The organism is Achromobacter aegrifaciens (genome assembly GCF_902859735.1).
GTDB lineage: Bacteria > Pseudomonadota > Gammaproteobacteria > Burkholderiales > Burkholderiaceae_B > Achromobacter > Achromobacter aegrifaciens.
On sequence record NZ_CADIJY010000001.1, the window covers coordinates 1,026,966 to 1,052,243 of the forward strand.

General features: G+C 66.5%; 26 protein-coding genes. 16 read left to right on the plus strand and 10 right to left on the minus strand.

Annotated elements, in window-relative coordinates; genetic code table 11:
* Nucleotides 1-155: 155 nt before the first annotated feature.
* Together HV766_RS04625 and HV766_RS04630 are read left to right on the plus strand one after the other, a co-directional pair.
* The gene (locus HV766_RS04625) at nucleotides 156-905 is read left to right on the plus strand and encodes an SDR family oxidoreductase (RefSeq protein WP_054451858.1); all 750 of its coding nucleotides are present in this window, start codon (nucleotides 156-158) and stop codon (nucleotides 903-905) included.
* Nucleotides 906-997: 92 nt separating this feature from the next.
* On the plus strand, nucleotides 998-1,918 hold the full coding sequence (locus HV766_RS04630) for a LysR family transcriptional regulator (RefSeq protein ID WP_175180652.1): 921 nt from the start codon (nucleotides 998-1,000) through the stop codon (nucleotides 1,916-1,918).
* Here the strand turns inward: HV766_RS04630 and HV766_RS04635 are convergent.
* Genes HV766_RS04635 through HV766_RS04640 form a run of 3 tightly spaced genes read right to left on the minus strand, consistent with a single transcriptional unit; the run spans nucleotide 1,905 to nucleotide 4,253 of the window.
* Entirely contained in the window at nucleotides 1,905-3,617 is a 1,713-nt protein-coding gene (locus HV766_RS04635) for a redoxin domain-containing protein (protein WP_175180653.1), read from the minus strand. The two genes, HV766_RS04630 and HV766_RS04635, sit on opposite strands and share 14 nt — an antisense overlap.
* Before the next feature lie 39 nt (nucleotides 3,618-3,656).
* The gene (locus HV766_RS30285) at nucleotides 3,657-3,788 is read right to left on the minus strand and encodes a hypothetical protein (protein WP_255423697.1); all 132 of its coding nucleotides are present in this window, start codon (nucleotides 3,786-3,788) and stop codon (nucleotides 3,657-3,659) included.
* A 12-nt stretch (nucleotides 3,789-3,800) separates the two neighbouring features.
* Nucleotides 3,801-4,253, minus strand: a complete 453-nt coding sequence (locus HV766_RS04640; RefSeq protein WP_054451855.1) for an Ohr family peroxiredoxin — start codon at nucleotides 4,251-4,253, stop codon at nucleotides 3,801-3,803.
* A 189-nt stretch (nucleotides 4,254-4,442) separates the two neighbouring features.
* Between HV766_RS04640 and HV766_RS04645 the strand changes: the two genes are divergently transcribed.
* The 4 genes from HV766_RS04645 to HV766_RS04660 all read left to right on the plus strand — a co-directional run bounded on the left by HV766_RS04645 (nucleotide 4,443) and on the right by HV766_RS04660 (nucleotide 7,682).
* Complete coding sequence (locus HV766_RS04645) at nucleotides 4,443-4,907, plus strand: MarR family winged helix-turn-helix transcriptional regulator (RefSeq protein WP_175180654.1); 465 nt, start codon at nucleotides 4,443-4,445, stop codon at nucleotides 4,905-4,907.
* A 6-nt stretch (nucleotides 4,908-4,913) separates the two neighbouring features.
* Nucleotides 4,914-5,822, plus strand: a complete 909-nt coding sequence (locus HV766_RS04650) for a LysR family transcriptional regulator (protein WP_054451853.1) — start codon at nucleotides 4,914-4,916, stop codon at nucleotides 5,820-5,822.
* An 80-nt stretch (nucleotides 5,823-5,902) separates the two neighbouring features.
* On the plus strand, nucleotides 5,903-6,583 hold the full coding sequence (locus HV766_RS04655) for a DsbA family oxidoreductase (RefSeq protein ID WP_217472146.1): 681 nt from the start codon (nucleotides 5,903-5,905) through the stop codon (nucleotides 6,581-6,583).
* 85 nt (nucleotides 6,584-6,668) lie between these two features.
* Nucleotides 6,669-7,682, plus strand: a complete 1,014-nt coding sequence (locus HV766_RS04660) for a cyclase family protein (protein WP_175180656.1) — start codon at nucleotides 6,669-6,671, stop codon at nucleotides 7,680-7,682.
* Nucleotide 7,683: 1 nt separating this feature from the next.
* Here the strand turns inward: HV766_RS04660 and HV766_RS04665 are convergent, their stop codons facing one another.
* The 3 genes from HV766_RS04665 to HV766_RS04675 form a co-directional block, all read right to left on the minus strand.
* Nucleotides 7,684-8,295 (minus strand): TetR/AcrR family transcriptional regulator, encoded by a 612-nt coding sequence (locus HV766_RS04665; RefSeq protein WP_175180657.1) that lies wholly within the window; start codon nucleotides 8,293-8,295, stop codon nucleotides 7,684-7,686.
* Nucleotides 8,292-8,915 (minus strand): NAD(P)H-dependent oxidoreductase, encoded by a 624-nt coding sequence (locus tag HV766_RS04670; RefSeq protein WP_119451884.1) that lies wholly within the window; start codon nucleotides 8,913-8,915, stop codon nucleotides 8,292-8,294. The genes HV766_RS04665 and HV766_RS04670 overlap by 4 nt, the downstream gene beginning before the upstream one ends.
* Before the next feature lie 129 nt (nucleotides 8,916-9,044).
* Nucleotides 9,045-9,752: a GntR family transcriptional regulator gene (locus HV766_RS04675; RefSeq protein WP_175180658.1), complete on the minus strand. Its 708-nt coding sequence runs from the start codon at nucleotides 9,750-9,752 to the stop codon at nucleotides 9,045-9,047.
* A gap of 114 nt (nucleotides 9,753-9,866) precedes the next feature.
* Between HV766_RS04675 and HV766_RS04680 the strand changes: the two genes are divergently transcribed.
* The 4 genes from HV766_RS04680 (at nucleotide 9,867) to HV766_RS04695 (ending at nucleotide 13,865) form a co-directional block, all read left to right on the plus strand.
* Nucleotides 9,867-10,721: a fumarylacetoacetate hydrolase family protein gene (locus tag HV766_RS04680; RefSeq protein ID WP_054451848.1), complete on the plus strand. Its 855-nt coding sequence runs from the start codon at nucleotides 9,867-9,869 to the stop codon at nucleotides 10,719-10,721.
* Between the two features lie 82 nt (nucleotides 10,722-10,803).
* Nucleotides 10,804-11,823, plus strand: coding sequence for a Bug family tripartite tricarboxylate transporter substrate binding protein (locus HV766_RS04685; RefSeq protein ID WP_119451885.1), 1,020 nt, complete (start codon nucleotides 10,804-10,806; stop codon nucleotides 11,821-11,823).
* 69 nt (nucleotides 11,824-11,892) lie between these two features.
* Nucleotides 11,893-12,879, plus strand: a complete 987-nt coding sequence (locus HV766_RS04690) for a Bug family tripartite tricarboxylate transporter substrate binding protein (protein WP_082400792.1) — start codon at nucleotides 11,893-11,895, stop codon at nucleotides 12,877-12,879.
* A gap of 47 nt (nucleotides 12,880-12,926) precedes the next feature.
* A complete protein-coding gene (locus HV766_RS04695) occupies nucleotides 12,927-13,865 on the plus strand; it encodes a VOC family protein (protein WP_175180659.1) in 939 nt (312 codons plus the stop codon).
* Between the two features lie 18 nt (nucleotides 13,866-13,883).
* Here HV766_RS04695 and HV766_RS04700 read toward each other — a convergent pair whose 3' ends face one another.
* From HV766_RS04700 to HV766_RS04715, 4 genes are all read right to left on the minus strand, one after another.
* The gene (locus HV766_RS04700) at nucleotides 13,884-15,035 is read right to left on the minus strand and encodes an acyl-CoA dehydrogenase family protein (RefSeq protein ID WP_175180660.1); all 1,152 of its coding nucleotides are present in this window, start codon (nucleotides 15,033-15,035) and stop codon (nucleotides 13,884-13,886) included.
* A gap of 4 nt (nucleotides 15,036-15,039) precedes the next feature.
* Nucleotides 15,040-16,011, minus strand: a complete 972-nt coding sequence (locus HV766_RS04705; protein WP_175180661.1) for a Bug family tripartite tricarboxylate transporter substrate binding protein — start codon at nucleotides 16,009-16,011, stop codon at nucleotides 15,040-15,042.
* Nucleotides 16,012-16,267: 256 nt separating this feature from the next.
* Entirely contained in the window at nucleotides 16,268-17,287 is a 1,020-nt protein-coding gene (locus HV766_RS04710; protein WP_175180662.1) for an NAD(P)H-dependent flavin oxidoreductase, read from the minus strand.
* On the minus strand, nucleotides 17,284-18,105 hold the full coding sequence (locus tag HV766_RS04715) for an IclR family transcriptional regulator (RefSeq protein ID WP_175180663.1): 822 nt from the start codon (nucleotides 18,103-18,105) through the stop codon (nucleotides 17,284-17,286). Before HV766_RS04715 ends, HV766_RS04710 begins: the two co-directional genes overlap by 4 nt.
* 80 nt (nucleotides 18,106-18,185) lie before the next feature.
* On the opposite strand from HV766_RS04715, the gene HV766_RS04720 reads away from it, so the two are divergent.
* Genes HV766_RS04720 through HV766_RS04745 form a run of 6 tightly spaced genes read left to right on the plus strand, consistent with a single transcriptional unit; the run spans nucleotide 18,186 to nucleotide 25,278 of the window.
* Nucleotides 18,186-19,379, plus strand: a complete 1,194-nt coding sequence (locus tag HV766_RS04720) for an iron-containing alcohol dehydrogenase family protein (protein WP_175160295.1) — start codon at nucleotides 18,186-18,188, stop codon at nucleotides 19,377-19,379.
* Nucleotides 19,380-19,390: 11 nt separating this feature from the next.
* Nucleotides 19,391-20,854 carry an aldehyde dehydrogenase family protein gene (locus HV766_RS04725; protein WP_175160293.1) on the plus strand — a complete coding sequence of 488 codons (1,464 nt, stop codon included), beginning with the start codon at nucleotides 19,391-19,393 and terminating at the stop codon, nucleotides 20,852-20,854.
* A 22-nt stretch (nucleotides 20,855-20,876) separates the two neighbouring features.
* On the plus strand, nucleotides 20,877-21,842 hold the full coding sequence (locus tag HV766_RS04730; RefSeq protein WP_054451839.1) for a Bug family tripartite tricarboxylate transporter substrate binding protein: 966 nt from the start codon (nucleotides 20,877-20,879) through the stop codon (nucleotides 21,840-21,842).
* Nucleotides 21,843-21,902: 60 nt separating this feature from the next.
* A complete protein-coding gene (locus tag HV766_RS04735; RefSeq protein ID WP_054452294.1) occupies nucleotides 21,903-22,652 on the plus strand; it encodes an SDR family oxidoreductase in 750 nt (249 codons plus the stop codon).
* Entirely contained in the window at nucleotides 22,649-23,146 is a 498-nt protein-coding gene (locus HV766_RS04740) for a MaoC family dehydratase (protein ID WP_054451838.1), read from the plus strand. The genes HV766_RS04735 and HV766_RS04740 overlap by 4 nt, the downstream gene beginning before the upstream one ends.
* Nucleotides 23,143-25,278, plus strand: coding sequence for an acetate--CoA ligase family protein (locus HV766_RS04745; RefSeq protein WP_175180664.1), 2,136 nt, complete (start codon nucleotides 23,143-23,145; stop codon nucleotides 25,276-25,278). Before HV766_RS04740 ends, HV766_RS04745 begins: the two co-directional genes overlap by 4 nt.

Below are 25,278 nucleotides of genomic sequence, written 5' to 3' on the forward strand. Positions count from 1 at the left end.
TGCGCCTGGCTTCAGGTCAGTCGGCTGGACGAATGCGCAAGCCAAATCCAAGGGAAAAACAAGGCGGCCGCAAAGCCTTCCGCCCGGGTGCTAAGCATACTGCAAGCACCCGGTCGGAATGTGCGACGGGACGGCAATCAAGCAAGGAGCGGAACATGAAAATCGTGGTTATCGGCGGTACCGGCCTGATCGGGTCGAATGTGGTGCAACGGCTGCGCGCAAACGGTCATGAAACCGTTGCGGCATCGCCCAGGACGGGCGTGGACACCTTGACCGGCGCGGGATTGGCCGAGGCCCTGGCCGGGGCGCAGGCAGTGCTGGACGTGTCCAATTCTCCGTCGTTCGAGGATCAGGCAGTGATGGCGTTCTTCGAAACCGCTGGGCGCAATCTGTTGGCGGCGGCAACCCGGGCTGGCGTGGAACATTACCTGGCGCTATCCGTGGTCGGCGCTGAGCGATTGCCGGACAGCGGCTACATGCGCGCCAAGGTGGCCCAGGAAAAGCTGATCCGGGAATCGAAGATTCCCTACACCATCCTGCGCGCAACCCAGTTCTTCCAGTTCGTAGAGGGCATCGTGAGCGCGGGTGCGCAAAATGGCATGATCCGGCTGTCTCCCGCCCTGATCCAGCCCATCGCGGCCGACGACGTATCGGCGGTGCTGGCCGACCTGGCCGTCGCGACTCCGGTAAATGGCACGGTCGAAGTGGGAGGGCCGGACCGCTTTCCTCTTGACGAGCTGGGCCGCAAGTTCCTGGCTGCGCGCGGCGATGCCCGCACCGTTGTTGCCGACGTGCACGCGCGCTACTACGGCAGCGAGCTGGACGACCGTTCGCTGGTCGCGGGCGCGCATGCGCACATCGGACCGACGCGCTTCCAGAATTGGCTCACTCGCCCCGCAGCATGACAGCAGCTGCAAAGAGCTGCGGCGCAAGGTGGGCGGGATCGAACCGGGGAAGCGCGTCGGGCTGTTCGAATCAAGGGCCGCCGAGGACGCTCATGGAAAATCGCGGAATATCCCTGCAGGACATTCTCATCTTCGTGGAAGTGGTCAAGCACGGCGGATTCACATCCGCCGCTGCGATGCTGGACATGCCTGTTTCCACGGTGTCCAGGCGGCTGTCGATACTGGAGAGCCAGCTGGGCGCTCAGCTATTGGTACGCACGACGCGCAAGGTGTCCACCACGACGGCCGGTGTCCGCTATTTCGAGGAATGCGTCGGCCACGTCGAGGCCGCGCTCAATGCGCACGAGGTCATTCAATCGTATGTCGGCCGACCCGAAGGAACGCTGCGCGTTTCGATTCCTTCCAGTCTCACTGCGTTGCTGCCTATCCTGGTCGCGGCGATGCGCCGGGATTATCCGAAGGTCAGGCTCGACATCGTGGTGGGGGGAGGGGAAACGGGCCACAATCCGATGCCTTTTGAATTGTCGATCCGGGGTGGTCCTCAGCGCGATTCTTTGCTTATCCAGCGTCCGGTGCTGGAGCTCAGGCGTGTCCTGATCGCATCGCGCGCCTACCTGAACGCCGCGGGGCGCCCCAGGGACCCGGCGGATTTGCACAACCATGAGTTGCTTGTGGTCGCGACCGAGACGGACTGGGAACTGCGCCGAAACGGCGAGAGTCGCCGCATTCCGGTTTCATCGACGGTGGTGACCGAGAGCGCCTTGCTCAATGTGCAGCTGGCGATGGCAGGCGCGGGCATCGCATGGATGCCGTGTGATCTGCTGCTGGACCACAGGGGGGCGCGGCGCACGCTGGAGCGTGTGTTGCCGGAGTGGGAACTGCCTCCCACGACCCTGTATGCGCTCTCTCAGACGCGCGTGGTCTCCGCGCGCGCCCAGGCGTTCCTGGACACATTCAAGGGGTTGCTGCAGGGCGTTCCGAAGCAACCCCAGATCGCCATCAGCCGAAAGTAAAGGCGTAGGCTTCAACGCCGGGCTCCAGGAACTCGATCTGGAAGACGCGGTCGCGGTCCGGCGTCTGTTGCCGCACGAGCTGATAAAGCTTGTGCCCCTCGATGACGCCCTCTCCCTGCTCATTGATGTCGGCCCCGTGATCCGCCAGCGGCGGCCGGCCGTCCAGCGTGACGCGGAATCGCACCGGCCGGCCGTCCGCCGCAGGGCCCAGCACCATGTGCAGGTCGCGCGCATGAAAGCGCTGGATGACGCGGCCGTTGGCGCCTGTGGCCACCGCAAGTTCCGGTTCCAGCCGCCATGATCCGGCCAGCGTCCATTGGTTGGCGCCCAGTTCGCCCGCGGGCTGGTAGACCGCGTCCTTATGCTGCCTGATCGGCGTGCCGCCCGGCGCGTAGCTCGTGGCCTTGCCATAGCCCAGGTAGCTTTCGCCCGAACGCAGCGTCGACCACTGCGGCGGCGCTTCCACGCCGCGCGCCGCGGGCCGGGCGGCATCGGCGTCGGGCAGCGTCCGGCCCGCTTCCGCAAGCAGGCGCTGGATCACGCGTTCCGTCTGCTGGTAATCGTGCTCGCCCGCGACCGTGTACCGCACGCGGCCCTGGCCATCGAGCAGATAGAAGGCGGGCCAGGACTGATTGCGGAACGCTCGCCAAATCCGGAACCCGTTGTCCAGGGCGACGGGGTACTGAATGCCCAGGTCCGCGACCGCCCGGCGTACATTGGAGGCGCTCTTCTCGAATGCGAATTCAGGCGAATGCACGCCTATCACTTCCAACCCGGCATCCTTGTACTTGTCGTGCCAGGCCTTCAGATAGGGGAGCGTGCGCAGGCAGTTGATGCAGGAATAGGTCCAGAAGTCGACCAGCACGATCTTGCCATCGAGATCGGCGGCGCCCAACGGTCCGGAATTCAGCCAGCCGTTGGCATCCTGCAGGGATGCCAGCGGACCGTTCGCGGCTGCGAACGTCTTGGCCGGATTGTTCGGGCGTAGCTGTTCGACCAATTGCTGCTCCAGCCGCGCTGCGCCCGAGGCAGAGGCGCTGGAGAGAAGCGCCGGGTTCCATCCGAGCGCGGACACGGCAACTGCGGCCATGACGGCGGCGCCGGCCACCCTGCGCAGGCCTTGGGCCGCAGGCAGGAAGCGGTGCAACGTCGCGGCCATGCCGCGTCCGAGCCAGAGCGCCGCGGCCAGCGCCACCGCCGCGCCGCAGGCGAATGACAGCAGCAGCAAGGAAGTCTGGATGTTCGCGCCGTTGAGCGCCGCGCTGGTAAGCAGCAGTCCCAGGATGGGGCCGGCGCACGGCGCCCATAGCAGGCCGGTGCCCAGGCCCAGCCCGATGGAAAGCAGCCCGGCCGCGCGCGGCGAGCCGGGAGGCGCTCCTGCCAGGCGATTGCCCAGCGCAACCAGCGGCCGGCTCATCCAGTCGCCCACGGCGGGCAGCAGCAACGCAAGTCCGAAGAGCGCCAACAGTGCCATCGCGGTGCAGCGCGCGCCCTCATTGAGCGTCACGACCCAGGCGCCGCCGAACGCCGCCAGGCTGGCGACCGCCGCGAACGCGACCGCCATGCTCGCGAGCAGCGGCAAGGCATGGGTCCGGAATGAACCTGATCCGCGTGCGAACACGAAGGGCAGGATGGGCAGGATGCAGGGGCTCACGATGGTGAGAACGCCGCCAAGAAAAGCTACAAGAATGATCAGCATGGGTAGGCACCGCGACGCAAGGAGAGAGGGGAGCGAGAGTCAGGACTCGCGCTTTTGCCGGCGCGCGCCGCTGTCGTTGCGCGCCGTGATGGTCTGGCAGCTCAGCGGGTTGCGCAGCTCATGCGCCAGCCCGCCGGCAAACAGGATGAGTACGAGCAGGAGCTTGCGCATGTCGGTTCCCCTTCAGGCCGCATGGACGTTGAGGGTCACATCGATGTTGCCCCGCGTGGCTTTCGAGTACGGGCAGATTTCATCGGCCGCGTGGGCAATCTGCTCGGCCAGCGCCTGGTCCAGTCCGGGCAGGAACACGTTGAAGCGGGCTTGGAGCAGGTAGGCGCTGCCCGCCATGCCCAGATCCACTTCCACGTCCACCGCGCGATCGTTCGGCAGTTGCACCTTCATCTGTTTGGCAATGACGTCCAGCGCACTGGTGTAGCAGGCGGACCAGGCGCCCGCGAAAAGCTGCTCGGCGGTCGGATGCGGCTGGATGTCTTCGAAAGCCTGGACCAGGCCCGGGTTGTTGGGAGTCGAAAGACGGATATCGAGCCGTTCCTCGCCGCCCTGCGAGACATAGTTGCGAGAGAGGGTCGTATGGGTCTTGCCGGTCAAAAGGACTTTCTGGATACGGGCGGGCATGGGGAACTTCCTTGTCAGTTGGAATTTAAATCGGATTCGATTAAATCGAATGCGATTGAAGCGCATGGTAAGAAGCGCGAGTCCCGGCGTCAAGAGGCGGAAGCGAGGAAATTCGTATCAAATCGTTTACGACTGCATCGCATGCGATGTAAAGTGGCGCCATCAGGCAGACCAGATACCGAGGTGCACATGAAGTCCAAGACCCCAAACGATCCGTCCCAGAGAAAGCTGGCGGAATTCCTCTGTTTCGCGGTTTATTCGACCAACCTGGCATTCGGCCGCGTGTACCGCCCCATCCTCGACGCGCTCGGGCTCACCTACACGCAGTACGTGACGATGATTGCCCTTTTCGAAGAGGACGATCAGACGGTCGGCAGCCTGGGCGAAAAGCTCTTTCTTGAATCCAACACCCTCACGCCGATACTCAAGAAGCTCGAAGGCATGGGCTATCTGGAACGCGTGCGCGACTCGGTGGACGAGCGGCTGGTCCGGGTGCGCGTGACCGACGAAGGGCGGCGCTTGCGCGAGAAGACCGCAAGCATCAACCTGAGCGATGCTTGCGGTCTCACGGGCGATCAGTTCGCGGCGTTGAGGGAGCAGGTTGTCGCGCTGCGCGACAACCTGGTCGAGGCGGCGCGGCCGGACGGCGGTTGAACGCAGGTGGACACCTTCAACTACATGCGCGCCTTCCGGCGCATCGTCGAACTGGGCAGCCTGGCCAAGGCGGCCGAGGCGCTGGATATGTCGTCCGCCGGGCTCAGCAAGCAGTTGCGGGCGCTGGAAGCCCACCTGGGGGCCGTGCTCATCCAGCGGACCACCCGCAAGATGAGCCTGACCGACACGGGCGCGGCCTATTACGCCGAATGCTGCCGGCTGCTGGACGAACTGGACGCCCTGGAAAAATCCGTCAGGCGCGAGTCTCGCCTGGTGTCGGGGCGGCTGCGCGTGAACGCGCCGGTCTCGTTTGCCTTGAGCGTGCTGACGCCGCTGCTGGCGCGCTTTCTGCGCCAATATCCGGAACTGCGCCTGGACCTGGCGATGGAAGACCGGCTGGTCGATGCGGTGGGACAGGGCTTTGACGTGTCCATACGGCTGCGCGCGCAACTGGACGATTCTTCGCTGATTGCGCGCCGGCTGGCGTCGCTGACGCAGGTGCTGTGCGCGGCGCCGTCCTACCTCGACAGCCGCGGCACTCCGGAAAGCGTGGACGCGCTGCGCGGGCATGACATCCTCAGCTATACCTTGGCCGAAAGCCCTGGCGCGGTTGCGGACGAGGATGCAGGCCAGCAGGCGGATCCGTTGGCCGGACCCGCGCTGGTGCAGGTCAACAACAGCCTGATGCTGCGGGACCTGCTGGAAGAGGGGCTGGGCATAGGCGCCTTGCCGTCGTTCCTGGCCGCGCCCGCCATCGCCAGCGGCAGGCTGGTGCGCGTTTTACCCCAACAGCCCGCCGCGCCTCGCCATGTCTACGCGGTCTATCCGACCAGCCGCCACTTGCAGCCCAAGGTCAAGGCCTTTGTGGATTTCATGGCGGACCATCTGCCGGCGGCCATGCGCGGCGATTGTTGACGCGCAGCGAATAAAGTCCTGCCGGCGGACCCCTTATTCTCGCGCCGGCCCGTCCTTAAGCTGGCGTCCATTGAAACGAGATGGACGCCATCATGACTTCGACCTCCAATTACGCACCCGCCGCGCCGCTGACCGTGGACTTCTTCCATGACGTGGTTTGCGGCTGGTGCTATGTCATGTCTCCCCGCCTGCGCCAGGTCGCGGCCGAACTGGGCATTGCCGTGCGCCAGCGCAGCTTCGTGCTGCAGGAATCGCCTGAACAGATGTGCCAGGTGTTCGGCTCGATGCCGCGCGCCAAGCAGGTGATCCTGGGCCATTGGGAAGCCTGCGCCCGCCATGAGGACCAACCCCGCATCGACGTCGAGGGCATGCGCGCCGAATCATTCGATTACCCCAGCGGGATGGCCGGCGCGCTGGCTTGCCAGGCCGCGCATCTGCTGGCCGGCGACGCGGGCCATTGGGACATGTTCGACGCGATTCAGCATGCCCACCTGAGCGAGCATCGTAATGTCGGCGATCACGCCGTGCTGTTGGACATCGCAGCAGGGCTGGGCCATGACCGGGCCGAATTCGCCGCCCTCATGCAGGGCGACGAAGCCCTGCTACGCGTGCAGGCCGATCGCGCCGCCGCCGCGCGGCTGGCCATCGACTCCATACCCACGTTGATAGTGGGGCCGCACCGGGCCCGTCTGCACACCATGTCCACGGCCGATCTGCGGGACAGGCTGCGGGCGCTGATGCCCGCCGCGGTCGAGGCCTGATCGCCGGGTATCGGGGCATCGCCCACGTTTTCCTTCTTTCCATTTTTCCGTCCGCGGGACGGAAGCCACACGCACAAGGTGCATCATGACTATCCGCTACACCCAAAAATTGCTCGGCCTGGCGCTGGGTGCCGCCCTCAGCTTTAACGTGCTCGCGCACGGCGCGCCCGCCCGGGCGCCGGCCTCCGGACAGGAGGTGGGCATCAGCCCCTGGGGACCGGACGATGAGATCGGCCGCCTCAACCTGATCACGCCCGAATCGCGCGCCGCGGTAATGTCGCGCGTGGCTGGCGGCAAGGTCTATGACCTGGCCACGGAATACTACGTGGGCATGCCCAGCTGGCAGGACGCGGGCGATCCGCACTACCAGTTCTGGATGACGCACACGCCGCGCGGCACCGAAGTCGACGATCCCATGGGCGTGGGCCGCGACATGAACGCCATGCGCAGCTATACCGGCACGGCGTTCTCGATGTACAGCCACACCGGCACGCATATCGATGCGCTCAACCACTTCGGCATCCATGGCAAGATCTGGAACGGCTTCCGGGCCGACGAGCATCTGGGCGACCGCGGCTGGAAGCGCACGGGCATCGAGAAATTCCCGCCGCTGGTGGCGCGTGGCGTGCTGATCGATGTGGCCGCGCTCAAGGGCGTGGAGATGCTTCCCGATCAGTACCGCATTACCCGGCAGGACTTGAAAGCCGCGCTGGCGCGCCAGAAGACCGAGCTGCGCGAAGGCGACATCGTCCTGATCCGCACTGGCCGCATGAAGCTGTACAACGATCCGGCGGCCTACATGGCCAAGCCGCCGGGCATGGGCCTGGACGCGGCGCGTTATCTGGTCGAGGAGGGCGGCGCCATGATTCTGGGGGCGGACAACCTCAGTTTCGAGACCTTCCCTTCAGAGGTGTCCGACGACTATGTGCCGTTGCATACCTATTTGCTGGCGCAGAAGGGCGTGCCCATCATCGAGCTGGCGGCGCTGGACGAGCTGTCGCGCGACCAGGTCTATGAATTCGCCTTCATCGGCGGGCCGCTGAAGATCCGCGGCGGCGATGCGGCGCCGCTGCGTCCGGTGGCGATGCCGCTGCGCTGATTCACTTGCTGCGTTTGACCATCGCCATGATGGTATCCATCAACTCGTCGCGCGCCTGATCCACGCTGATGTCCTGAGCCACGGCCGCGTGCGCCAGGCCGTCAGCCGCGCCCAGCATCGCCCACATGCTGGCCGGCGATATTCCCGTGGGTCCGGCGTACGGCGCAAGTATGGATTGGCATTTCTTGATGAAGGCCTGCTGGTATTGGTGCTTTACTGCAGTCAGTTCCGGGGAGCCGCCCAGCGCGGCCAGCACGCCGGGAATCTCGCGGCCCTGCGTCATGACGCATTCGATGTAGCCCGCTGCGATGACCCGGGCCTTTTCCTTCAAGGCCGGCTTGCTGGCGGCGATCGCGGCGTCGATGAGCGCGGTCTGGCGGACGTCGAAGTCCTGGTACAGCGCCACCAGCAGCCCGTTGCGCGTGCCGAAGTGGTCATAGGCCACGGGCTTGGTGATGCCGGCTTCCGTGGCCAGCCGTCCCAGGGTCAGGGCGTCCGTGCCTTCGTCGCTGATCAGCTTCCAGGCGACGTCCAGCAACTGGCGTTGGCGATCGTCTCGCGACAGGCGGCGCTGCGGGTTGGCTCTGGCGGGGCTTGGCATCTTTGCGGTCATGATTGTTGGACTTCCTCCTCGTGGATTACAGCACGCGAGGAGAAAATCTTCTGGCCTATCGTCCGGGCGGCGTCGAGATGGGCGGCGGGAAAGCCCGCGTCGGAGGGCAGCAGCAATTCCGAGGTGGCGACGTTGGCGCCGCAGTAGCCGAAGATGCCGTGGTCGATCTGCGTCTTCATGGCGCCGAAGTAGCCGTGCCGCGCATAGGTGCGCTGGTTGGCGCCGCCCAGAGCGACCAGATGCACGTTGAGGCGTTGCAGCTTCTTGACCAGCTTGCCGTCCGCATCTTCGTAGGCCCAGCCTTGGGTGAACACCCGGTCGATCCAGCCCTTGAGCAAGCCCGGGAAGGACCACCAGTACACGGGGTAGACCAGCACCAGAGCATCGGCGCGTTCAAGCCGCGCATGTTCCGCGGCGACTTCCGGCAGGGGCTCCCCCTTGCCCATGGCCAGCGCGACGTCCGGCTGGGTGAACCTAGGGTCAAAGCCTTCGGCGGCCAGGTCTGCGACTTCGAACGTATGCCCGGCATCGGCAGCGGAAATTCCTTCAGCGACCTGTCGCGCCACCGCGTGGGTCAGCGACGCGGGATCGGGATGTGCAACAACGATTAGCGCATGCATGGCGTCCACACTCCATCAAAATAATTAACCTACCAATAGTAACTTACTTTTGGTAGGTTGTGATTTTGACGTGAGTAGCGAGGCGGCTCCCTGGGAAGACCGACAGCCCGGCGCTAGGCGGGGAGATTTCTAATGGCTGGGGATTTGGGCCAGCACCAGCTGCGTGGTCTGGCGCAGGTGCTGGGCCAGCAATTTGGCGGCGGTATCGGCGTCGCGGGCAAGCGCGGCTTCCAGCAGCTTGCGGTGTTCGTCGGCGACGTTGCGTTCCTTGCCCTTTTTCGAGCCGGAGGCGGCTTTGGTCCCGGAATTCAGCTGCACCGACAGGTAGCGGTAGCGCGCGGTCTGGTCGCGCAGCAGCTCGGCGATGGCGATGAGCGACTTTGAATCGCTGCCGCTGATCAGCGCCGAATGGAAAGCGGAATGCGCTTGTTCCCATTCAGCCGACAAGCCGGAGCCGTCCGTAGCGTGCAGGGGCAGGCGGCTCAGACGGTAGTGCGCGCCGGCCAGCCGCTCTTCCCAGTCCAGACTGCCGAGCGCGATAGCGCGGCGCAGCGCTTCGCATTCGATGTGGATCCGGGTTTCGGTGATGTCCAGCAGTTCTTCCGCCGACACGTCCGCCACGCGGAAGCCGCGCTGGTCTTCCGCGACCACGAATCCGCTGGTGGCCAGGCGCGAAAGCGCCTCTCGCAGCGGGATCGCGCCGCTGTCGTAGCGTTCGCAGAGATCCTTGATGCGCAGGCGTGCCCCCGGGGGCAGGTTGCCCGTGATGATGTCTGCGCGGATGTCATTGGCCAGGGCCGATGCCGCAGTCCGGAAAGGTGTGGAAACGGAGGTCATGCGAAACGATAAGGTTTTTATCTATGAAGCTCAAGTTATCCAGGGAAAACCAGAATATATATATTTTTATGAATTACATATTCTTCGTTCAACCCTCATCCATCAGGAGATCACGTGAAACTGGCCACCCTACAAATCGACGGCGCGCCTCGCGCCGCCGCACTCGTGCAGGGCCGCCTGGCGCTGCTGTCCGCTCCAGGCGTCGATCTGGGTACGCTGCTGCGCCAGGGCAAGACGCTGGCCGATCTGGAGCGCATGGCAGCCGCGGCCACGCAGTTCATCGATCCGGCTGCCGCGACCTTTCTGTCGCCGTCGATCGAACCTCCCAAGATCCTGTGCGTCGGCCTGAACTATGCCGACCACACCAAGGAAAGCCCGTACGACCAGCCCGATTACCCGACGCTGTTCCTGCGCGTGTCGACCAGCCTGGGCGCGCATGACGCGGTGGTGGAGCGTCCGGCCATCAGCGATACGCTGGACTACGAGGGCGAAATGGTCGTGGTGCTGGGCAAGGGCGGACGCCGGATCGCCAAGGAACAGGCGCTGGACCACGTGTTCGGCTACGCCGTGGGCAACGAAATCTCGGTGCGCGAATACCAGTTCAAGTCGCCGCAGTGGACCGTGGGCAAGAACTTCGACGGCACGGGCACCTGGGGGCCATACGTGGTCACGGCTGACGAACTGCCGGCGGGCGGTAGCGGGTTGCGGATCGAGACCCGCCTCAATGGCGAAACCATGCAATCGTCCAACACCAGCGACATGCTGTTCGATGTGGCTACCGTGATCTCGACCGTCAGCGAGGCCATTACCTTGCAGGCCGGCGACATCATTTTCTCCGGCACCCCCGCCGGCGTGGGCTTCGGGCGCACGCCCAAGCTCTACATGAAGGACGGCGACACGGTAGAGGTGGACATCGAGCGCATCGGTACGCTGCGCAACCGCATCCGCGACGAGGCGCCGTCCGCCTAGGTTTCTCACCACGCATCCAGCGGCCCCGGCGCCATCCGCGCGCCGGGGCGCACGGCCACGATCTACTCTTGGAACTCCAGACATGCGAATCGCAACTGCTTTTGTGAAGTCGTCCGTGAGCAATCCCGCCCGGCGCCGTTGGGCCAGGCTGTTGCTGGCCGCAGGCCTGGCGTCCAGCCTGGGCGTGGCCAGCGCGGCGGATTGGCCGGCGCGGCCGGTGAAGATCGTGGTGCCGTTTGCCGCCGGAGGAACCACCGACCTGATCGCGCGGCTGATCGCAACGCCCATGTCGCAAGAGCTGGGGCAGCCGGTGGTGGTCGAGAACCGTCCGGGCGTGGGCGGGCTGCTGGGCGCCGATGCCGTCGCCAAGGCGGCGCCCGACGGCTATACCGTATTGATGGCCAACATTTCCTATCCGTTGGCCGCCCTGGTGGCGCAGGGCGCGAAGCGGCTGAACTTCGATCCCTTGGCCGACCTGCGCAGCGTGAGCGTGGTGGCCAACGTGCCGCTGGTCATCACTTCCACGCCTTCGGTGCCGGCCCGCAACCTGAAGGAATTCGCGGAACTGCTCAAAAAGAATCCTTCGACCCACTACGCCTACGGTTCCACGGGACCCGGTTCGTACATTCACGTGTTCGGCATGTGGTTCCAGGAACAGACGGGCGCGTCGATGACGCACGTGCCCTTCAAGGGTGCTGCGCCCTTGAAGGGCGAAATGCTGGCGGGCCGCATCCAGATGGGCGGCGACCAATTGTCTTCGTCGCTGAGCGACATCCGGGCCGGATCCTTGACCGCGCTGGCGGTCACCTCGCCGCAACGCTCGCCGTCCCTGCCGGACACGCCCACCGTCAGCGAACTGGGTTTTACCGGCATCGATACCGAGGGCTGGAACGGCTTGCTCGCCCCGGCGCAGACGCCCGACGCCGTCGTGGCGCGTATCGGCCAGGCGGTGTCCAAGGCCGTTCAGCAGCCCGCCATCCGCCAGCGCCTTGCCGAACTGGGCGCCGAGGCCAGCGGTTCCAGTCCCGAGCAGATGAGCGCTTTGCTGAAAAGTCAGTTCGTCCAGTTCGGCCCCATGGTGTCGCGCCTGCAACTTGAGTGATGCCGTGGCGGGGATTCCAGATCCCCGGCAGCTTTGGCTTTCCAACGAGTCCAACCAGAAAGGCCTGCAATGAAAGCACTGCGTAGCGGCGTGGCCGCGAGTCTGCAGTTCCTGATCGGCATCCTGGCGTGCGCGAACGCGCAAGCCCAGGCCGACGCGCCGCCCGTCTCCATCGTCGTTCCGCAGCCGGTGGGCAATCCCACCGACGGCGTGGCGCGCAAGCTGCAGCCGCTGCTGCAGGCCGCGCTGGGCAGGACCATCATCGTCGAGAACCAACCCGGGGCGGGCGGTTCCATCGGCACGCAACGGGTGCTGAATGCGCCAGCGGACGGACGCATGCTGTTGATCGCGTCCCAGACCGAACCCATCCTGACCCCGGCCACGATGCAGCATGTGAAGTACCGGGCGGAGAACCTGCGCGCGGTGGCGGTGGTGGCGCGGCTGCCCTACATCCTGACCGGCGGCAACGCGGTCGCGGCCAAGAACCTGGGCGAACTGACCCAACTGGCGCAGGCCCAGGGAGACAAGGGACTGAACTTCGGACATATCGGTCCGGGCTCGATGATCCACCTATTGGGCGAGCAATGGGCGCGGCAAAGCCAGTTCAAGCTCAACCACGTCGTCTACCGGGGCGTTCCGCCCGTCACGCAGGACCTGATGGGCGGTCAGATAGAACTGAGCTTCCTGCCGCTGGGCGGGTCGACGCTGGACCTGATCGAGTCCGGCCGCATACGGGCCTACGCAACGACCGGCGCCGCACCGAGTCCCAGGCTGCCCCAAGTGCCGCCCTTGTCCGCATCCAGCGAAAAGTTGCGGGATTTCGTGTACGGCACGTGGATCGCCTTTCTGGTGCCGGCCAAGACGCCGGACGCGACCGTTGCCAGCCTGAACCGCGCGATCGTCCAGGCCATGGAAGATGCCGCGTTTCGCGAGTATGTTGTTTCGACGGGTATGGAGCTGGTGGCGCAGAACTCGGTGGCGGACATGCGGGACTTTTACCAGACGGAGACGGCGCTGTACCAGGGGCTGGCGCAGAAGGTCGCCGTCGAGCAATGAGCGCAGGGCAGCCTGCCGCAACCAGAACAAGATTCTTGGAGACAGACATGCAATCCAATGCGCAGACAGCGCCGCTCGCCGTGCACTCGGTGGACGAGTTCGTGTTCAGCGTTCCCGATCTCGAAGAGGCCAGGCGCTTTTATTCGAGTTTCGGCCTGGATGTGCGGGATGAGAACGGCTGCCTGGCGTTGTACACCCATGGCCATCCGCACCGCTGGGCGCGCATCTTGAAGGGCGTACGCAAGCGTCTGCTGTGGGTGAGCATGGGGGTCCACGCGGACGACCTGGAACGGTTCGCCGTGAATCTGGACCGCCTGGGTATCGCCCGCCGCGACGCGCCGCAGGACGCCGACCCCGCAGGGCTCTGGATTGAGGCGCCCGACGGGCTGGCTCTGCAATTGCGGATTGCAGCCAAGTCTTCACCGTCGGCCCCCGCGCCGCAAGAGCCGCCACAGGCCAGCGGCGGCGCCGGCCGCGCGCCCGCGCGCAGCCAGGTGCGGCAGGTGCGGCCGCTGTATCTGTCGCACATCCTGTTGTTCAGCGCCGACGTGGTTCGGGCCACGCGCTTCTACGTGGACGCGCTTGGCCTGCGCGTGTCGGATACCTCGGGCGATGCCATCGCCTTCATCCACAGTCCGCACGGCAGCGATCACCACCTGATCGCATTGGCCAAGTCGCATGGCCTGGGCCTGCATCACAGCAGCTGGTGCGTGCCGTCCATCGATGCGGTGGGGCAAGGCATGGAGCAGATGGGCGCGGCGGGGTATGCGGACGGCTGGGGCGTGGGCCGGCATGTGCTGGGTTCAAACTATTTCCGCTACGTGCGCGATCCCTGGGGCAGTTACGCCGAGTATTCGTACGACATCGACTTTATCGCCGAAGGGCAGAAGTGGCCGTCGGGGGATTATCCGCCGGAGGATTCGCTGTATGTGTGGGGCCCGGCGTTGCCGCCGGACTTCATCACCAATCATGAGCGGGATGGCTGAGGGCTGGCGCTCCGCCCGTCAGGCTATCGCGTTCATCCCCAGGATCTCCCGCCCCGCGATCAGCGTCTGGATCTCCGTCGTGCCTTCGGGAATCATGCCGCCGCGCGTATCCCGGAAGATGCGCTCGATCGGATATTCCTCCGAGTAGCCCAGCCCGCCATGCACTTGCAGCGCCATGTTGGCCACTTCGTGGGCGGCCTCGGTGGCGTAGAGCTTGGCGATGGAGCAGGCCTGGCGCACGTCCTTGCCCGCTTCCAGCGCATGGGCCGCGCGCATGCCCAGGGCGCGCGCCGCTTCGACGCGGACCGTCATGTCTACGATGTGCTTCTGCACCAGCTGGAAGCTGCCGATGGGGCGGCCGAACTGTTCGCGCTGTTTCGCGTAGTCGATGGACATGTCCAGGGCCGCCTGCGCGGCGCCGACGGCGCCCATGGCGATGTTCAGGCGCGCGGCATCCAGGCCCTTGAGCGTGCCGGCGAGGGCCGCGCCTTCGACGCCGACCAGGTTTTCCTTGGGGATGCGCACGTCGGCGAAGCCCAGTTCGGCCGTGCCGGTGCAGCGCAGCACCATGGTGTCGAGCTTGCGCACGTCATAGTTGGCCAGGGCGCGTTCGACGATGAAGGTCGACAGCTTGCCCTCGCAGGTGGGGCTGTAGGTGCGCGCCACCACCATGGCGAAGTCGGCGTCGCAGCCGTTGGTGATCCACAGCTTGCGGCCGTTCAGCACCCACTCGTCGCCGACCAGGTCGGCCCGCGTCTGGATGCCGGCGATGTTGGAGCCGGTGTTCGGCTCCGTCAGGCCTGTGCAGGCCTTGAGGCGGCCGGCCATCAGCGGCTTGAGGTACTTCTCTTTCTGCGCTGGTGAACCGTGGGCGGCCAGGCGCTTGATGGAGCCGTTGGTGATGTTGACGATGGTGCGCAGCGACAGCCAGTGGTAGCCCAGCTCCTCCATCATCATGGCCCAGGTGGGCATGTCGATGCCGTGTCCGCCCTGGTCTTCGGGCAGGTTGCCGCCCAGGTAACCCAGCTCCGCCAGCTTGGGCATGAGTTCGAACGGAAAGGTCCGCGACTTTTCGTGCTGCGCGACGATGGGCGCCACTTCCGCCAGCATGAAGCGGCGGATGCTGTGCTGCAGCTCCTGTTGTTCGGGCGTCAGGTCGATGTTGCTCATGCGTTTACTCCAGCTTCAGGTTGGCGCGTTCCACCAGGTCGCGGGTGACCTCGCGGTGCTCCGCCCAGAATTTGGCGAACGCTTCGGGCGAACTGCTGACCAGCGGGGTGGCGATGCGTTCGAAGCGTTCTTGCACGATGGGCATGGCGGCGGTTTCTTCCAGCGCCCGGGCCAGCTTGTCGATGATGGGCTTGGGCGTGCCGGCGGGGACGACCACGGCCTGCCAGGTGGTGACCTTGAAGCCGGGGACGCCGGACTCGGCGATGGTGGGCAGGTCCGGCAGATCCTTGACGCGGGTGGCGCCGCTGACCGCCAGGGGGCGCAGCATGCCGTCCTTGATGTAGGGCAGGGAACTGGAGCGGCTGTCGATCATGAAGGTCAACCGTCCGGCGACCAGGTCCTGCAGCGCGGGCGCGCTGCCCTTGTACGGCACGTGCGTGAGCTTGGTGTCCAGGGCCAGCGCGAGCGAGGACGCCGCGGTGTGCGCCGAACTGCCATAGCCCGGCGATCCGTAGGTGATCGTCGCCTGCTTGTCCGCCTTGATGGCCTTGATCAGGTCCGCCATGGTCTGGTAGGGCGAATCCTTGGGCACCACCACCACCAGCGGCGAATCGGTCAGTTGCGCGACGGGCGCGAAGGCCTGGGCCGGGTCGATCTTCAGGTCCTTGTACAGGTACTGGTTGACGGCGATGGTGGCCGCGTTGGTCCAGAGGATGGTGTAGCCGTCGGCGGGCGCGCTGGCTGCGGCCAGCAGCGAGAGATTGCCGTTGGCGCCGGGCTTGTATTCCGGGATGACGGGCTGGCCGAGCTTCTTGCTCAGCTCGTCCTGCATCATCTTGAACGCGATGTCGGAAGGTCCCCCGGGCGCAAAACCGATCACCGCGCGTATCGGCTTGTCCGGCCATTCCGCGGCCGAGGCCGCCGTCGCGAAGCCCGCGGCCAGCAGGGCTGCCGCCACCATCTTGCTGAACTTCATTCCTGTCTCCTGTTTTTTGGGTTGAGCGCGCTTGCGTTGCGCGGACGGATTCTTGGGTGATCCGTTTATTATTCGCATTGCGAATTAATAATTCGTTTAATGAATTGATGATACTGCGGCCATCAGGACGCTGCAATAACGGGTTTTCGACCGGCGGCTGGATTCGGCGCCGTTCGCGCATGAAAAATCCCTGCCGCGCACAGGGCGGGGCAGGGATGCGGGAGGTGAGAAACGGCCCGCTGGCGCGGGACCGGATTCAAGCGGAATCGAGCATGTGCCTGAAGCGCGCGCTGGCCTGCACGCATTCCCGCTGCAGCCGCAGGACGATGCTTTCCACAGGTTCTATGCCGCGGGCAAAGCCCACCGCCGGACCCATGGACAGCATGCCTTCTTCGTGCTGGCCCGCCTGGTAGGCGAGGGCCTGGGTACGTTCACCGCTGATCAGTTCGCCGAAGTCCGCGTAGCTGTTGGCGCCCGCCTGTTCCAGGGCGGCGACTTTGCGGGCGTTTTCGTTGTCGAGGATGCGCCAGGTGTCGCCCAGGCTGCCGAGCACGGCGCGGGTGCCGTGCTCGTTGGTGTCGACGACGCGCTGCTTGTACGCCACATGCGCCGGGGTCTCCTGCGCCGGCGTGAAGACGCTGCCCATCACCACCGCGTCGGCGCCCAGGGCCAGCGCCGCGGCGATCTGCCTGCCGTGGCCGATGCCGCCGCCCAGCGCCAGCGGAATGTGCAGTTGTTCCAAGGCGTAGGCGCCGTTGAGGAATGTGGGCAGCTGGTTGTTGCCGGGATGACCGCCTTCTTCCATGCCGACCAGGGCAACTGCGTCCACGCCCATGTTCTGCGCTGCGACGGCATGACGCACGTGCGCGCACTTGTGGATGACGATGGCGCCAGCCTCGCGCAAGGCGGGCAGCAGCGGCGTGGGCGGCAGGCCCGCCGTTTCGAACAGGCGCACGCCTGCGTCGAGCGCGATGCGCAGCCGCGTCAGCATGGACTCGTTATTGGCCGCGCGGCGCGACAGCGTGAGGTTGACGCCGAACGGCAGGCCGCCCGTCAGTTCGCCGCAATCGCGCAGCGCCTGCCGGAAGTCCTGGTCCGTGCGTGAGCTGCGCGCGGTCATGAAACCCATGCCGCCTGCGCGCACCATGGCGGCGACCAGCCGCGCATCCGACAGCCACATCATGCCGCCCAGCAGCAACGGCCAGCGTATGCCCATCAGTTCGGTGATGCGGGTGGGCCAGCGTTGCGGAATGGCCGGAGCAAGAGGCTGGGTCACACGTGCCTCCCCATCAGCAGGATGGGCTGCAGTTCATGCGCCAACTGCCGTAGCGTGGGGCCGGCTTCATCGAGCATCAGTTGCCGGGGCAGCAGCGCCGCCGGGCCGCCGCAGCTGACCACGTAGCGTTCGCCGGCGGGCAGTTCGATGGCGGCGGCGACGGTGTTGATCTGATAGGCGGGGCGCTCGTGATAGACGAAGCCGCGCTCCGGATACCGGGCGATAGCGTCGGCAATGGCCTGTTGCTCCGTGGCATCGCCGGCCTTGCCGGATGCGCGGGCCTCTTGCAGCAGGGCCTCGCGTTCCTCGGGCGAGCAGCAGGCCAGGTAGGCCCAGCCGATCGCGCTATGGAACAGCGGTATGCGCGAACCCACGTGCAGATTCATCAGCAGCGGCGAATTTCCCTGGCAGCGCAGCAGGTAGACGATGCTGTCGCCGTCGCGCCGTCCCAGCGCCACCGCGACCTGATAGCGGTCGGCCAGCGCCTGCAACATGGGCCGGATGATGTCCAGCGCTTCCTGCCCCGCCAGCGCCGCGCCGCCCAGCGCGATGGCGGCGATGCCCAGTTGCAGCTTGTCCTTGCCTGGCACGGCGGCCAGGAATCCCGTCTTTTGCAGGGTATGGCACAGCCGCCAGACCGTGGGCTGGGCCAGGCCGGTCAGATGGGCCAGTTCCGTCGTGCCCAGCATGCGCCGTTCGGCGCTGAAGCAGCGCAGGATGTCCAGCCCGCGGGCCAGCGCGGTGACGAATTGGCGGTCGGGTTCCGCGGAATCTTCGGTGGCGTCGTTCTTGGGCGCGCGAGGCGAGGCTCTTGACATGGGCAAGCTCCTTTTCTATGATCAATTCACTAAATGAATTATAAATTCGCATAGCAAATTATGCAAGATCAGGAGGACGAATGAGCGGTCAGCAGGATTGTGCGCCACAGGCCCAGGGCGTGATGTCCTGGCCTGGCGTTTGCCATTGGGGCGGGAAGGCCCTGGCCAGAACCTTGGCGGCCGCGGGCGCACGCCTGCGCCTGCCGCTGGTGGTGACCGATGCCGGCACCTGGGGCGCAACGGGCGCCGCGGTCGAAGCGGCGCTTGCCGCCATGCCGGGACTGCAATGGCATGTCTATGACGGCGTGGTGCCCAATCCCGCCATGGACCAGGTGCGGGCCGCGCTGCACGTGGCGCGCGAGCAGGGCTGCGCCAGCGTGCTGGCGGTGGGCGGGGGCAGCGCCATCGACGTGGCCAAGGCGGTCTACGCCTGCCTGGCGGGCGGGTTCGATGCCGACGAATTGCAGGCGCCGTGTGGGCAAGCCTGGCTGAACGCCGCCGCCGAGCCCGCCGATCCGCTCTTCATCGCCGTGCCCACGACTTCGGGCACCGGCAGCGAAAGCAGCTCGGCCGCGCTGATCCAGGGCGACGACGGGCGCAAGCGCCTGTACCGTTCCTTGCGCGCCCGTCCGGCGCTGGTGGCGCTGCAGCCCGAGCTTACGCTCAGCCTGCCGCCGCGCCCCACCGCGCAGGGCGGCTTCGACGCCGTGCTGCATGCGCTGGGCGCCTGGATCAATACCGATCCTTCCCCTGTCGGCAAGGCCATGGCCTTGCAGGCCCTGCGCCTGTGCATGCGGGCGCTGCCCGACGTGCTGCGCGCCCCGGACAGCCTGCGCGCGCGCGCCGACATGCAGATGGGCGCATATATGGCGGGCCTGGCCATCGGCATGAGCAAGGTGGACGCCGTGCACGCCATGTGCACGCCGCTGGAGTCGCGCGTCCACATGGCGCATGCGGAAGTGCTGGGTCCGATCTTCAGCGTGGTGGCGCGCCACACGGCGCAGACCGCCGCCGCGCCTTACGCCGAGGCCGCCCGCGCGCTGGGCATAGCCGCGACGGGCGACGAACAACAGGACGCCCTGGCCCTGATCGAGGCGGTCGAGTCGCTGGCGCGGCTGGCGGGCATTCCCCTGCGCTTTTCCGGCTTGGCGCTGTCTGAGCAGGACGCCGCTCAGCTGGCCAGCCAGGCCATGCTGAGCGCGTCCATGCCCATCAATCCGCGCGTACTCGCGCCGGAAGAAATCCAATCCCTATACCTGCAAATGGCCGCGTAAGGAGCGCCCGCATGGATGTCATCGATTCCCGCCCCTATGAACTGCTGATCGGGGAAAACTGGCGCGCTGGCGCCGAAGGCCGCACGTTCGATACCTGCAACCCGGCCACGGCGCAGGTGCTCGCCAGCGTGCACGAAGCCTCGGCGGCAGATGTGGACGCCGCCGTGCAGGCTGCGCACACCGCCTTTGAAACGCACTGGCGCAAGACCACGCCGGCGCAGCGCGGCAAGCTGCTGCGGCGCCTGGCCGACCTGTTCGAGCGCGACCGCGAAAAGCTCGCCTGGATCGAAACGCTGAACGTGGGCAAGCCCATTACGCATTCGCTGGATTCGCTCAAGGGCATGCCGGCGTCGCTGGAGTACTTCGCGGGCATCATTCCGGCCCTGCGCGGCGAGACCATACCGGTGGGCAATGCCGACGTGCTCAATTTCACGATACGCGAGCCGCTGGGCGTGTGCGCGCTCATCATGCCGTGGAATTACCCGATGACGCTGACCGTCAACAAGCTCGGTCCGGCGCTGGCCGCGGGCAATACGGTGATCCTCAAGCCCTCGGAAGTGACGCCGCTGTCCAGCATGGCGCTGGCGCGCTTGTTCGAGGAAGCCGGCTTTCCGCCCGGCGTGATCAACGTGGTCAACGGTCCCGGCGCCACGGTGGGCGAACGGCTGGTCACTCATCCGCTGGTATCACGGGTGTCGTTCACCGGGGGCACCGTGACCGGCGCGCGTATCCAGGCGTCCGCGGCCGCCGACGTCAAGCGCGTCACGCTGGAGCTGGGCGGCAAGTCGCCGCTGATCGTGTTCGAGGACGCGCCGCTGGACAAGGCGGCGGCCGTGGCCGCGGGCGACATCATCAAGAATTCCGGCCAGGTCTGCATCGCCTGCACGCGCCTGCTGGTACAGGATTCCGTGCGCGAGGAATTCCTTGGCCTGCTGCAGCAGCGCCTGGACGCCGTGCGCATCGGCTCGCCCGCGGACCCAGCGACCGAGATGGGCCCCCTGGTCAGCGCGGCCCAGAAGCAGCGCGTCGAGAAGTACGTGGCGCTGGCGCGGGAAGAGGGCGCGCAGCCCGTCCATTACGGCAACATGAAGCTGGAAGGCGACACGGCCAAGGGCTACTTCGTGCCGCCCACGCTGCTGCTGAACTCCCACGCGCGCATGCAGAGCGCGCAGGACGAGATCTTCGGCCCGGTGCAATCCGTGATCGGCTTTCGCGACGAAGCCGACGCCTTGCGCATCGCCAACGACACGCGCTACGGGCTGGCCGCGGTGCTGTACACGCGCGACGGCGGCCGCGCCCTGCGCATGGCGCGCGGCCTGCAGTCGGGCAGCGTGGCCATCAACACCGGCCTGCGGACGTCGTTCGATGCGCCGTTTGGCGGCTACAAGCAGTCTGGCATCGGCAAGGAACGCGGGCTGGAAGCCATCTACGAAAACACCCAGCTCAAGAACGTCAAGTACGACACCACGATCTAGCGTGGCGCCCACAGGAGACAACATGAAGTTCATCGTCAAGCTGGCCTCGGGCCTGGCCGCCTGCATGCTGGCGGCCGGCGCGCACGCGGAATGGCCCGACCGTCCGCTGCGCATGGTCATCGGTTTCGCGCCCGGGGGCGCTTCGGACATCGCGTTCAAGATGGTGCAGGACGAGCTATCCAAAAAGCTCGGCCAGCCCGTGGTGCCGATCTACAAGCCCGGCGCCAACGGCAACATCGCCAACCAGGCCGTGGCCACGGCCGAACCCGACGGCTACACGGCGCTGTGGGCCAACGTCGGGCCGCTGGCCATCAACACTTATCTCTACAAGGGCGTGCAGGTCGATCCGGGCAAGGCCTTTGTGCCGGTCACGCAATTGACCGATTCGCCGCTGGTTGTGGTGGTGCCGAAGTCGTCGCCATTCCAGACCATGCAGGACCTGGTGCAGGCGGCGAAGAAGCCCGACGCGGGGTTGTCGTACGGGTCCGCCGGGCACGGCAGTTCCATGCACGTGGCGGGCGCCGCGCTGTCGCTGGCCCTGAACGCGCCCATGACGCACGTGCCTTACAAGGGCAGCGCGCCCGCGCTGCAGGACCTGATCGCCGGGCGCCTGTCCTTCATGGTGGACAGCCGCTCCACCACCGCGCCCTTCATCAAGGAAGGCGCGCTGCGCGCCCTTGCCGTCAGCGGCGACCAGCGCGTGGCGGACATGCCCGACGTGCCCACGGTGGCCGAGTCCGGCGTGCCCGGCTTCAAAGTGACGACCTGGCAGGCCGTGGTCATGCCGGCGGGCACGCCCCAACCCATCGTCGACAAGTTCTCCAAGGCCTTGCGCGACACCCTGCAGATGCCCGAAGTGCAGGAACGCTTCGCGCGCATCTACACGCCGCTGGTGGGCAGCACGCCCGAAGCCTTCGCGGTCTTCTGGGCCAAGGAGAGGGCCGGCGCCCAGGCTCTGGTGGAGAAGGCGCGGCTGCAGGTCGATTGAACGCCGGGCCCGGGCGGGCCCGGCGTGGCAGGAACATTGAAACTCGAATGGAATGGCATCATGGATCTGGAACTGAAGGGTTGCACCGCTTTCATCACGGGCGGCGCGGGCACGCTGGGCATGGCAATGGCCAGGCGCTTCGTGCAGGAAGGCTGCAATGTGGTGGTGTGCGACGCCAATGAAGAGGCGATCGAATCCGCCTGCGCCGAACTGTCTGCCTTGGGCGGGAACGTCCTGGGCGTGCGCGCCGACGTGACCAACAAGGACGAGGTCGGCCGCGCCGTGCAGCAGGCGGTCGAGCGCTGGAAGAAGGTGGATATCCTGGTCAACAACGCGGGCTTCGCGCGCGACCGTTATCTGACCAAGATGTCCGAGGAAGATTGGCACGCGGTGCTGGACGTGACGCTGCAAGGGGCATTCCATTGCTCGCGCGCAGTGCTGCCGCTGATGATGGAACAGCGCTTCGGCCGCGTCATCAACATCGCCTCGCGCGCCCATCTGGGAAATCCCGGGCAGACCAACTACTCGGCCGCCAAGGCCGGGCTGATCGGCTTCACCCGCTCGTTGGCGCTGGAGTCCGGCAAGTTCGGCATCACCGCCAACGCGGTCGCCCCGGGCGTCATTTCGACGCCGCGCATGCAGAAGCGCCCCGACTACCAAGAGCTGACCGAACGCGCCAAGACCAACACGCCGGTCGGCCGGCTGGGCGACCCGGCCGATGTGGCCGCGACGGTAGCCTTCCTGGCATCGCGCCTGGCCGGCTTCACCACGGGCGAGACCGTGCACGTGACGGGAGGGCGTTACGCATGAGCACGCCATTCGATCTGGACGAACACCTGGGCCGCCGCCTGTACTTCGAGGACCTGGCGTCCGGGCAGTCCTGGGAAAGTCCGCGCCGCACGGTCACCGAAGCGGATGTGGTGCAGTTCGCCGGGCTGTCCGGCGACTACAACGCGCTGCACACGGATGCCGTATTCGCCGCCAGCCATCCCTTCGGCCAGCGCGCCGCGCACGGCATGCTGACCCTGGCCATCGCGTCGGGCCTGACCACCCGCATGCCGGTGTACCGCCTGATGGACGGCACCCGGCTGGCGCTGACCGAACTGCGCTGCGTGTGGCGCAAGCCCGTGCTCATCGGCGACACCATCCATGTCGAATTGAGCATAGGCGAGAAGACGCTGTCGCAGAAGCGCCCCGGCACGGGCCGCGTGACCATGCTGCGCACGGTGAAGAACCAGAACGGCGAGGTCGTGGTGGAGTCGGAATGGACCACCCTGATGAAATGCCGCCCGGAGGCCGCATGAGCGCCAGTCCTTCCCAGTTTGATCCCAACGTCCGCTTCGACGATCTGGTGGAGCTGACGCGGCCGCGTTCGGTCATGATCGTGGGCGCCTCCAGCAAGCCTGGCACGCTGGGCCACACCACAGTGGTCAACGTGCTGGAGCACTCGGATTTCGACGGCGAGGTGCACCTGGTCAACCCCAAGGGCGGCGAACTCTTCGGCAAACCCTTGCATGCCAGCGTGGACGCGGTGCCGGCGCAAGGCATCGACGTGGCCTTGCTGCTGGTGCCGGCCGAATCCGCCGTCGCCACGCTGCGCGCCTGCGCCGCCAAGGGCGTGCGCTACGTCATCGTGTTCACGGGCGGTTTCGCCGAGCTGGGCGTAGCGGGGCGCACGGTCGAGGCCGAGATGCTGGCGCTGGCGCAGCGCAGCGGCATGCGCCTGTACGGTCCCAACTGCGCGGGCATGACCATGCTGGCGCCGCGCCTGGGCCTGACCTTTTCCACCGAATTCCGCAACGACGGCAGGACGGGAAAGCTTTCGCGCATCGGCCTGGTGACGCAGGGTGGCGGCCTGGGCCGTTCGCTCATGCAGGGCAACGAGCGCGGCGTGTGCTTTTCGCGCTGGTTCTCCACCGGCAACGAACTGGACCTGGACAGCGCGGACTTCATCAACTGGCTGGCGCATGACCCGGGAACCGACCTGATCTGCACCGTGATGGAAGGCATACGCAGCGGCCCGCGTTTCATTGCGGCGGCGGCGGCCGCGCGCCGCGCGGGCAAGCCGCTGATCGCGCTGAAGATCGGCCGCTCGGATTTCGGAAAGAAGGCGGCGCAATCGCATACTGCCTCGCTGGCGGGCGAGGATGCCGTCAACGACGCGGTGTTCTCGCAGTACGGCGTCATCCGCGTCGAAGACCTGGACGAACTGCTGGACGTCGCCAGCCTGATATCGCGCGTGGGCGTGCGCCGCCTGCGCAACATCTGCGTGTATTCATCGTCGGGCGGCGCGGGCGTGCTATCGGCCGACAAGGTGGGCGAAGCCGGGCTGGCCATGGCCGCGCTGGCGGATGAAACCGTGGCCGAGATGGCGCGGCACGCGCCCGCCTACGCGGCCCTGACCAATCCCGTGGACCTGACCACCAAGGCGCTGACCGACCCGGATCTGGCGCGGCGCTGCCTGGCGCCGCTGTTTGCGGACCCGGGCGTGGACGCCGTGCTCTATCCCATCACCTCCAATTATTCGGCCAGCACCGAAGGGCTGGTGCGCAACATGCTGGCGGTCGCACAGGGCGGCGCCAAGGCCTTCGTGCCCGTCTGGATGAGCAGCCGCCGCGGGCCGGCGCACGACCTTCTGATCCAGGAAGGATTCGCGCCGGTCTACAGCCTGCGCAACGCCATGCAGGCGCTCAAGCGCGTCAGCGCGTACGCGGACCTGGGGGCCGACGAGGCGCCGGACGCGCCGCCCGCAGGCCTGCCGGCGGCCGCGCCTGTCGTAACGCTGCCCTGCAATGAAGCGCAGGCCAAGGCGTTGCTGGCGCAGTACGGCGTGCGCGCGCCCCGCGAATCGCAGGCCGCCACGGCGCAAGAGGCGGCGGCAGTGGCGCGCGTCATCGGCTTCCCGGTGGCGCTCAAGCTGGTGGCCGACGGCGTGCTGCACAAGAGCGAGATCGGCGGCGTGCAACTGCGGCTGCGCGATGAAGCCGAGGTGCGGCAGGCGTTCGAGAACATCGTTGCGAACGCGGCGCGGCATCAGGTGCCGGCCGCGGCCATCCGCGGCGTACTGGTGTCGGAAATGGTGGTGGACGGTGTGGAAATGCTGGTGGGCTTGCATCGTGACGAGGTCTTCGGCCCGGTGCTGAGCGTGGGCGCGGGCGGCGTGTGGGTGGAGGTCGACGCCGACGTGGCGCGCTGCCATCTGCCAGCCAGCCGCAAGCAGATCGAGCGCGCGCTGGATCAGACGCGCATCGCGCGCCGCCTCGCCAGCCATCGCGGCCTGCCGGCGCGCGACAGGGCGGCCCTGGTGGATGCCGTGCTACGCATCGCGGCCTTGTTCACGGCGCTGGGAGACGACGTGCAATCGCTGGAGGTCAACCCGCTGGTGGTATTGGACGAAGGGCGCGGCGTGGTGGCGCTGGACGCCGTCATCGAATAG